Genomic DNA, 8,340 nt, shown 5'->3' with positions numbered 1-8,340 from the left:
CTGGCGACCATAGCAAGAGTGAACCACCTGATCCCTTCCCGAACTCAGAAGTGAAACCTCTTCGCGCTGATGGTAGTGTGGGGTTACCCATGTGAGAGTAAGTCATCGCCAGCTCATTATTCGAACACCCTCAACTAGCGTTGGGGGTGTTTTTTTATGTAAAAAAGAAAAGTAGAATGAATAAAAAAACCCTTAAACATAATTTAAGGGTTTTAAATTTATTTAAATATCAAATATTTAGAAATGTGCTTCTAAGCCTAAATATGGGCCTTTAAACTCTAATTGAGTTTCCTGATTGGAATCTTGATTGAGCTTAATATCTAAAATGCGATAGCCCGCTTTTAAACCCACATCGACCAAAACGGTATCGACAAAGTTATATTTAATTTCTGCCTGAGCATCACGAACTTCATTGTCGCTATTTTTGGCGTAATTTGCTTCAGCTTTGGCACTTAAACCCGTAAACGGTAATTTAACTGCTGCCTCTGCATATAACATAGCTAAAGTTTCACTGACGTCTTGTGTTGAAAACAAATTAGATCTTAAGTCACCTTCAAGTACTTTGGCGCCAAATCCAACATCTGCTGCAACAATGTTATCTAAAATTTCATAATATAAAATGAAGTCTGAGTAATCTAAATCCAGCTGATTGATTTTTACACCAGCAGCGCTTTGCTCGCTTTCGGCCTGCAAATTGGCATGCTTAATTTTGGCATTGGGTAAAAAAGGAACAGGATGTTCTACTGCCAGAGTAAAGGGTAAGGCAAAATCGTCATCTAAGTTTGGTGATAACTGAGCCTGATTCCAGTCTGCGCTATATTTCCAATAATCTACGCTGGCTTTTACCCCAATAATATCGGCATGCACCGCTGAACAACTAATTAAACTGCATGCTAAAGCAAAACGTTGTAATGTAAGCATATAAACTCTAGTATTTTGTCATCATCATTTGGGATGAATGGTGTGGTGTTGTATGTTCTCGTGACAAAAAATCATGTGAAATATTGTCCAACTTAGCGCATCATACATTTTCTAGAATCAAAATTCTTGTAAAAATATAGCTTAATTCGCGCCAAAAATAGAGGATTTCAGTATGCAAAATGTCCATCCACCTGTCGATTATCCGCTCTATCTTGCCAATAAAGCCGTAGAAACAGGGCAATGGTTAGCCGTTCAGCATAAATATTCTCAAAATTTATATGCACGTGTCGCACTTGCCGATGCGAAAAGTATTGAAAAAGCCATTCGTGCAGCCGTAAAAGCAGAAGCCGAAATGGCAAAGTTACAGCCCTTTCAAAAACAAAAAATTCTGTTGCATTGTGTGCAGCGTTTTCAAAACATGCGTGAAGAATTGGTCGAAATTTTAATTGCCGAAGGTGGAAAACCACGTTTGGCTGCGATGGCAGAAGTCGAGCGTTTAATTAATACCTTCCAAATTGCGGCAGATGCGGTGTCACAACTAGATGAAGGGCGTATTTTGCCGTTGGCAGTGACGGCTGCTGCTGCGAATTATCAAGGGATGGTTAAGCATGTACCCATTGGTACCGTGTCTTTGATTAGTCCTTTTAATTTTCCGTTGAATTTAACTGCACATAAAATTGCACCTGCGATTGCCGCAGGTTGTCCTTTTGTATTAAAACCAGCCAGTGCCACGCCTATTTCAGCATTGAAAATTGCAGAAGTGTTGGCAGAAACAGATTTACCTAAAGGTGCGTTTTCGGTATTGCCTTGTGAGCGTGAACAAGCTGATGTTTTAGTGACAGATGACCGCTTTAAACTGCTCAGTTTTACCGGTTCAGATGTGGTGGGTTGGGATATGAAAGCCCGCGCAGGACGCAAAAAAGTAACGCTAGAGTTGGGCGGCAATGCAGCAGTGATGATTGAACCCGATACTGAATTGAATGATGCATTGATTCATCGCTTAATTGGTGGTGCGTATAATCATGCTGGGCAGGTGTGTATTAGTGTGCAACGTATTTTGGTGCATGCTGACGTATATGCCGAACTGAAAAAGAAACTTGTGAGCCAGCTCAAGAAAATTAAAGCGGCAGATCCTGATTTAGACAGCACTTTGGTCGGGCCAATGATTAAGGAAGCTGAAGCGCAGCGCTTGAAAAAGTGGATTGATAAAGCGGTGAAAAAAGGCGCAAAAATATTGGCAGGTGGCGAGCTGAAAGGTGTGATGTTTGAGCCGACTTTATTGGAACAGGTCGATCCAAACTTGGAGGTTTATAAAGATGAAGTTTTTGGCCCTGTTGCCATTTTGGAAAAATATTCATCTTTTGAACAAGGAATTACACGTATTAACCAAAGCCGTTTTGGTTTACAGGCGGGTATTTATACACAAAGCTTGGAAAAAATGCTGTATGCATGGGATCAGTTACAAGTTGGTGGGGTGATTATTAATGATATTCCATCGTTCCGTGTGGACAATATGCCTTATGGTGGAGTGAAAGATTCGGGTTTAGGGCGTGAAGGGATTCAATCTGCTATTCGGGATATGCAGGAAGAGCGTTTATTGGTAATTAAGCGTTAAGTATCTGATCTAATGATGCATCGTTATAAATAAAGAGAAAGGATGAGTTAACTCTGAATTTTGAGATGATTGATTACAGTGCTGTAGTTCGGTGAATAATAGGCTACAGCGCTGCTAAAATAGATGAAAATTAAAATAACTCAAATAGCATCAAAATTTCATTCCAAATAGTTATACGATTTATAACTAAAAAATCAAGTCAAAATGGAGTGGAATTTGAACGTTTGATTAAAAAAATGCATACAAAAAGCATCTTTCTAAGCAGAATTTACAGAAAAATTGTTCAAAAATGAGTATTGTTAAGCCATACAAAAGCGCAATATTGGGCAAAGACTTTAAGCAAGATTTTCCGAATATTTCGCTGTTTGACCTTTAGAATTTGATGCTCAAAAGGTGTGACTCTAAAGCAAACACCCAGATTTTCATTTTTTGCAGGATATTTTTTGCGTGCGCTAAAGTACCGTTATATAAAGTAAATTTAAGCTAATGAAAAAGCAAGTTATTTATATAAAAGGTCAGAATTAAAAAACAAGCAGCAAAAAATAGCCTGAAGTTTAGGTGTTCTATGACAGATTCTCGTGAGAGTTGGTCCGCGCGATCAGGCTTTATTATCGCAGCCATTGGTTCTGCGGTCGGGTTGGGCAATATTTGGCGTTTCCCTTATGTTGCCTATGAAAATGGCGGCGGCGCATTTTTAATCCCTTATTTAATTGCGATCTTTGCCGCAGGTTTGCCATTGCTGTTTTTGGACTATGCAGTTGGGCATAAATACCGTAAAGCACCACCAACCGCTTATAAAAAGCTCATGAACAGTGAAGCATTGGGCTGGTGGCAGGTGATGGTGACTTTGCTGATTGGTATTTACTATGCCAGCGTATTGTCTTGGGCAGGCAGTTATATGTTCTATTCCATTGGTCAGCAATGGGGAACAGACACTGAAAAATTCTTTTTCACAAGCTACTTACAAAATGGTGAAGGCTTAGCCTTTGGTTTTGTACCAACCTTATTTATTGGTCTAGTCATCGTATGGACGGTGGTGATGTTCATTTTATACGGCGGGGTGAAAAAAGGGGTTGAGCTGTCAAATAAAATCTTTATACCACTTTTGCTGATTTTGTTCTCTATTCTCGTGGTTCAAGCTTTACGTTTACCGGGTGCAGTCGATGGCTTAAATGCTTTCTTTACGCCTAACTGGGAAGCGATGGCGAACTATAAAGTATGGTTAGCTGCCTTTGGTCATATCTTCTTCTCACTTTCAGTGGGTTTCGGGATTATGTTGACCTACTCATCTTACCTAAAACGTAAAACCAACTTGACTGGTTCAGGCTTGGTGGTTGCACTTGCAAACTCATCTTTTGAAATTTTAGCGGGTATTGGTATTTTTGCTGCGCTTGGTTTCATGGCGTACAGCGCAGGTTCATCGGTAGATGAAGTGGTTTCGGGCGGTATTGGTTTAGCTTTTATTGCATTCCCGAAAATCATTTCAAGCTTGGGTGCAGGTGGCGATTTATTTGGTTTCTTATTCTTCGCCTCATTGACGGTTGCAGGGGTGACCTCAATGGTGAGTATTCTGCAAGTACCCATTGCTGCGTTCCAAGACAAGCTGGGTTGGTCGCGTAAGCGTGCAGTAACCATCATTGCGGGTGGTTCAGCTATTGTTTCAACCATTTTATTCTCTACCCACAGCGCGATCACTTTTGTCGACATCATTGACTACTTTGCCAACAACATTGGTATTGTTGGTGGTGGTTTATTGTCGATCATTTTGGTGACTTGGTTCCGTCGTCCATTGCTCAAAGAATTGCAGCAACACGTTAACCAATACTCAAGCATTAAATTGGGTTGGGGCTGGAATTTCCTGTTAACCATCGTGACTCCGCTTTCATTGCTCGTGGCTTTAGGCTTAACCCTGAAATCTATTTTTGCAGAAGGCTATGGTGGTTATCCATTACACATTTTACTCACCGTGGGTGGTGGTACCGTGGTGCTCTTTATTATTGGCGCGGTATTGCTTAGCCGCTTAAAAGATCACGACGCAGCGGAGAAATAAGATGAATACATCTGCATTGGTGATGTTGATTATTTCAACAGTGGTACTTTGGGGTGGTTTGGTTTTGGCGATGATTCACCTGATCAAAAACCCAGATGAACTTGAAGACTAAGCATTTTACTGAACGAGTGCAATGTTGTAAGCCATTGCACAGCCTGAGCAAAAACAAGCACTGCTTTGTTTGCAGCGCAAGGCGCAGCGAAGGACAAGCATATTTTTTGCTGCTATTGCGTTATGTGCCAGTCATTTAGAATGACTAAATTTCCTGTCCCATGCCTTATATCAGCTAAAAAATATGCGTCGTCGCAAACATAGACGAAGTGTCAACAGACCCTAAATTAACCCTTGATTGATTCAAGGGTTATTTTTTTGGAAAGGCTATTAAATGAGAAGAATCGTTAAAACAGAAACAGCTTAGGCGGTTTTTTCAATACGACAATAATAAAAACCATCCCCGCGTCCTTGTTGCGGCAATAATTGGCGTCCATACAGTTGTGGAATGCCCCAATCTGCATCAATTTTGACTTCTTTGGCATTTTGATGTTCGGCAAAGAATTGCTGCATTTGCTGTTCATTTTCGGCTTTTAAAACCGAGCAGGTAATGTAAAGCAAGGTGCCACCAACTTTGAGTTGCTGCCACATCTGCTGCAAAATCTGTTGCTGTAATGCCACCGTTTGCTGAACATCGCTAGATTGGCGCAGCAAACGAATATCTGGATGGCGACGCAAGACTCCAATTGCAGAACACGGTGCATCCAATACAATACAGTCCACTGCTTCACTGGCATTCCATGTGGTTGCATCGGCAGCCAAAATTTCAACTTGCGCTTCTTGATTCAGTTGCAGACGTTCTAGATTTTCGCTGACACGTAACAGACGTTTGGTATCCTGATCTATGGCAATCAATTTTTTAGGCTGAAATTTTTCAAGCAGATGCGCTGTTTTACCACCGGGTGCTGCGCAGGCATCGACTACCACTTTGCCATCTAAATTTGGCAAGAGCGTTGCACACAGTTGGGCATGTTCGTCCTGTACGGAAAATACGCCTTCATCAAAACCAGGCAAGTCTGGAATGTGCACATTTTGCAGCATCACAATACCGACTTCAGACACGGTGCAAGCTTCTGCAGCAATCTCTTGTTCCTGCAAAATTTCTAAATAGTCATCGCGGCTGATTTGGCGTGTATTGACTCTTAAAGTCAGAGGCGCGGTTTGCTTTAAAGTTTGCGTCAGTTGTTCTTGTTGTTCAGGCCAATCTTTTTTCAGACGTTTATACAACCAACTTGGCAAACCATGTGCCTGCGCCAAAGCCTTTTGAAATTCCGATGTTTCACGTGAAACACGACGCAGAATTGCATTCACCACACCGCTGAGTGCTTGATAGCCCAATTGTTTGGCTGCAGTTACGGTTTCAGAAATTGCGGCATGACTGGCTACACGAGTACAAAGCACTTGATATAAGCCGACATATAAACAGGTTTCAACAGTTTCATTGTTGAGTGGTTTCACCAACAGCGGCAAAGTAATGCTTTTTAGGGCATACCATTGACGCAAAGTGCCCAAAACCAGTTCATGAAACAAGGCGCGGTCACGTTCTGCGACTTTACTTAAATGTGCAGGTAAAACGCTCGCCAATGATTGCCCTTGTTGTACAGCCAATAGCGTACGGATGACTTGGGCACGCAAGTTCAAATGTGAGTTGCCTGATTCAGAATGGCTCATGCGAGAACTTGTCCTGTTTGAAGTTTTTGAGTTTGAATGATTTGCACAGGATTCAGGGGTTTAGCGCCTGGCCATTGCAACGAGCTTAAGCACACTGCTTGTTGATCGCCACAAGCGACGTGTACGCCTTGTTTGTCCAGTTTTAAAATTGTGCCTGCAGCTTTGCCTTGTGCAGATTCATCCGATAATGCTGAACCCCAAACGCGCAAGTTTTGTGTTTCATCTAAAGGGATAAACGCCACCGGCCACGGGTTAAAGGCACGGATATTACGGTCAATTTCGGCTGCAGTTTGTGACCAGTCAATTTGTGCTTCGGCTTTGGTCAATTTGTGTGCATAGACCGTCAAGGCTTCATCTTGCACTTCACGCGCGGCTAAATAGTCTTGCAATTTTTGTTCTGAAGCCAGTACTTCAACAATTGCTTCGGCACCTTGCTGCGCCAGTTTGTCATGTAAAGTGGCAGAGGTGTCTGCTGCAGTAATTGGGCATAGGGTTTTATACATCATATCGCCCGTATCTAAGCCTGCGGCCATTTTCATGATGGTGATGCCTGTTTCGGTATCCCCTGTGGCGATGGCGCGCTGAATCGGCGCTGCACCACGCCAACGTGGCAATAAAGAACCGTGAATATTCAAGCAGCCATATTTAGGCGTATCTAAAACCACTTGCGGCAAGATTAAACCATAGGCCGCAACCACCATCACATCGGCATTCAATGCAGCCAATTCTTGTTGAGCCGCCAGACCTTCTTCAGTAGATGATTTAAAATGCAAAGGTTGATAGACAGGAAGATCGTGTTGAAGTGCCAATTGCTTCACCGCAGATGCTGTGAGTTTTTGTCCACGTCCTGCTTTACGGTCAGGCTGGGTGTAAACCGCGACAATCTCATGTTCGGTGTTCAGGAGTGCTGCCAAAGCGCTTGCAGCAAATTCAGGCGTACCTGCAAAAACGATTTTCAATGGAAATCAACCCATAGTTTTAGATGACGCGGCAATTATAACAAATTGCGGCTCAAAGGTCGGAACGGGTTGTAACAAATCCACCTTGTCCCCTTGCGCAGCAAACAAAGCAGCGCTTTGTTCTTGCTCATGTGGCTAAAACTTTCTCAGATTGCGTTATGAAACTTGGCAATAGTCTCGCTATTCCCTGCGTTTCATGCCTAATCTGCTCAGTTTTAGCCTACAGCGCAAGCCATTTATGAAATGTCAACAGACCCTAATAATGCAAAATTTAAAAATTATTCATGAAAGTTTTGTATTGAACAATAAATTCTAGAGTGCATTCTCGCCCTTTTAAGGGTGAGCCAGCTCTTTTCTTAATATGACTATAATAAGTTAAAATTGTCGTTAAATATCATTAGTTTGTATTATAGAATCACTTTTTTATGTTATAATTAAATTGTATTTTTAGGAGCATTTTCATTGCTAACAGGCATCCAATTAAGAGCGTATCCAACCAATCATCAAAAGCTGAACCTTAGTCAGTGGATGGGTTGCGCTCGTTTTATTTGGAATGCTAAGTGCGATGAAGTTGACATCCTCCCCGACCTAAAGGACGGAGATTCCTACTGCTAGACGCTCATGCCCGAGCGCAAGAATATTCAGTGCGGAATTTACATCCCGATCATGGAGCGTACCACACTCCACACACTGCCATTCTCTTATTCCAAGTTGCTCTACCTTCCGGACTACTGGAGCGTGAGCCACAGCACGAACAAATTTGGGTGGTATAGGCTTCATTGACTTCTTCATAACATACCCCTGCGTTCTCGCATTTATACTTGAGCATGGTTCTTAGTGTTGTCCAACTGGCATCTAGCACTGATTTAGCCAATCTGGTTTGTGCTAATGCTTTGGCATTCACATTGCCAACGAAGATGGCTGCATGTTCATTCACCAGTTTTCGGCTGAATTGATGCAGCATGTTTTGTCTTACATTTTTAATCTTGGCATGGATGGCTTTGACACGTTTCTTATTTTTTGCACGTTGAGCAATACCAAGTTTTTGTTCATATTGCCGATAGATTTGAGGT

7 protein-coding genes, 1 rRNA gene and 1 pseudogene are annotated in these 8,340 nt (G+C 42.1%); 5 read left to right on the top strand and 4 right to left on the bottom strand.

Features of this window, described 5'->3' with window-relative positions; translation table 11 throughout:
• A 5S ribosomal RNA gene (gene rrf, locus E0H79_RS14800) occupies window positions 1-114 on the top strand; the annotation flags it as partial.
• A 123-nt stretch (window positions 115-237) separates the two neighbouring features.
• On the opposite strand, the gene E0H79_RS14795 is transcribed toward rrf, so the two are convergent.
• A complete protein-coding gene (locus E0H79_RS14795; protein ID WP_131262041.1) occupies window positions 238-921 on the bottom strand; it encodes a TIGR04219 family outer membrane beta-barrel protein in 684 nt (227 codons plus the stop codon).
• Between the two features lie 172 nt (window positions 922-1,093).
• On the opposite strand from E0H79_RS14795, the gene E0H79_RS14790 reads away from it, so the two are divergent.
• The 3 genes from E0H79_RS14790 to E0H79_RS14780 all read left to right on the top strand — a co-directional run bounded on the left by E0H79_RS14790 (window position 1,094) and on the right by E0H79_RS14780 (window position 4,698).
• Entirely contained in the window at window positions 1,094-2,536 is a 1,443-nt protein-coding gene (locus E0H79_RS14790) for an aldehyde dehydrogenase family protein (RefSeq protein ID WP_131262040.1), read from the top strand.
• A gap of 565 nt (window positions 2,537-3,101) precedes the next feature.
• Window positions 3,102-4,586, top strand: coding sequence for a sodium-dependent transporter (locus tag E0H79_RS14785; protein WP_104852799.1), 1,485 nt, complete (start codon window positions 3,102-3,104; stop codon window positions 4,584-4,586).
• A gap of 1 nt (window position 4,587) precedes the next feature.
• On the top strand, window positions 4,588-4,698 hold the full coding sequence (locus E0H79_RS14780; RefSeq protein ID WP_004970370.1) for a methionine/alanine import family NSS transporter small subunit: 111 nt from the start codon (window positions 4,588-4,590) through the stop codon (window positions 4,696-4,698).
• Window positions 4,699-5,000: 302 nt separating this feature from the next.
• Here the strand turns inward: E0H79_RS14780 and rsmB are convergent, their stop codons facing one another.
• Window positions 5,001-6,308: a 16S rRNA (cytosine(967)-C(5))-methyltransferase RsmB gene (gene rsmB / locus E0H79_RS14775; protein WP_131262039.1), complete on the bottom strand. Its 1,308-nt coding sequence runs from the start codon at window positions 6,306-6,308 to the stop codon at window positions 5,001-5,003.
• A complete protein-coding gene (gene fmt, locus E0H79_RS14770) occupies window positions 6,305-7,267 on the bottom strand; it encodes a methionyl-tRNA formyltransferase (protein WP_131262038.1) in 963 nt (320 codons plus the stop codon). The genes rsmB and fmt overlap by 4 nt, the downstream gene beginning before the upstream one ends.
• A gap of 462 nt (window positions 7,268-7,729) precedes the next feature.
• Here fmt and E0H79_RS14765 point away from each other — a divergent pair, with 462 nt between their 5' ends.
• Window positions 7,730-7,882, top strand: coding sequence for a helix-turn-helix domain-containing protein (locus E0H79_RS14765; RefSeq protein WP_228258799.1), 153 nt, complete (start codon window positions 7,730-7,732; stop codon window positions 7,880-7,882).
• Here E0H79_RS14765 and E0H79_RS14760 read toward each other — a convergent pair.
• A pseudogene (locus tag E0H79_RS14760) lies at window positions 7,856-8,340 on the bottom strand (RNA-guided endonuclease InsQ/TnpB family protein); the annotation flags it as partial. The gene E0H79_RS14765 and the pseudogene E0H79_RS14760 sit on opposite strands and share 27 nt — an antisense overlap.

It is taken from the genome of Acinetobacter sp. ANC 5045 (genome assembly GCF_004331005.1).
Taxonomy (GTDB): Bacteria; Pseudomonadota; Gammaproteobacteria; order Pseudomonadales; family Moraxellaceae; genus Acinetobacter; species Acinetobacter towneri.
Note: the sequence above shows the minus strand (reverse complement) of the source record. Positions and strands in the feature narration are given on the sequence as shown.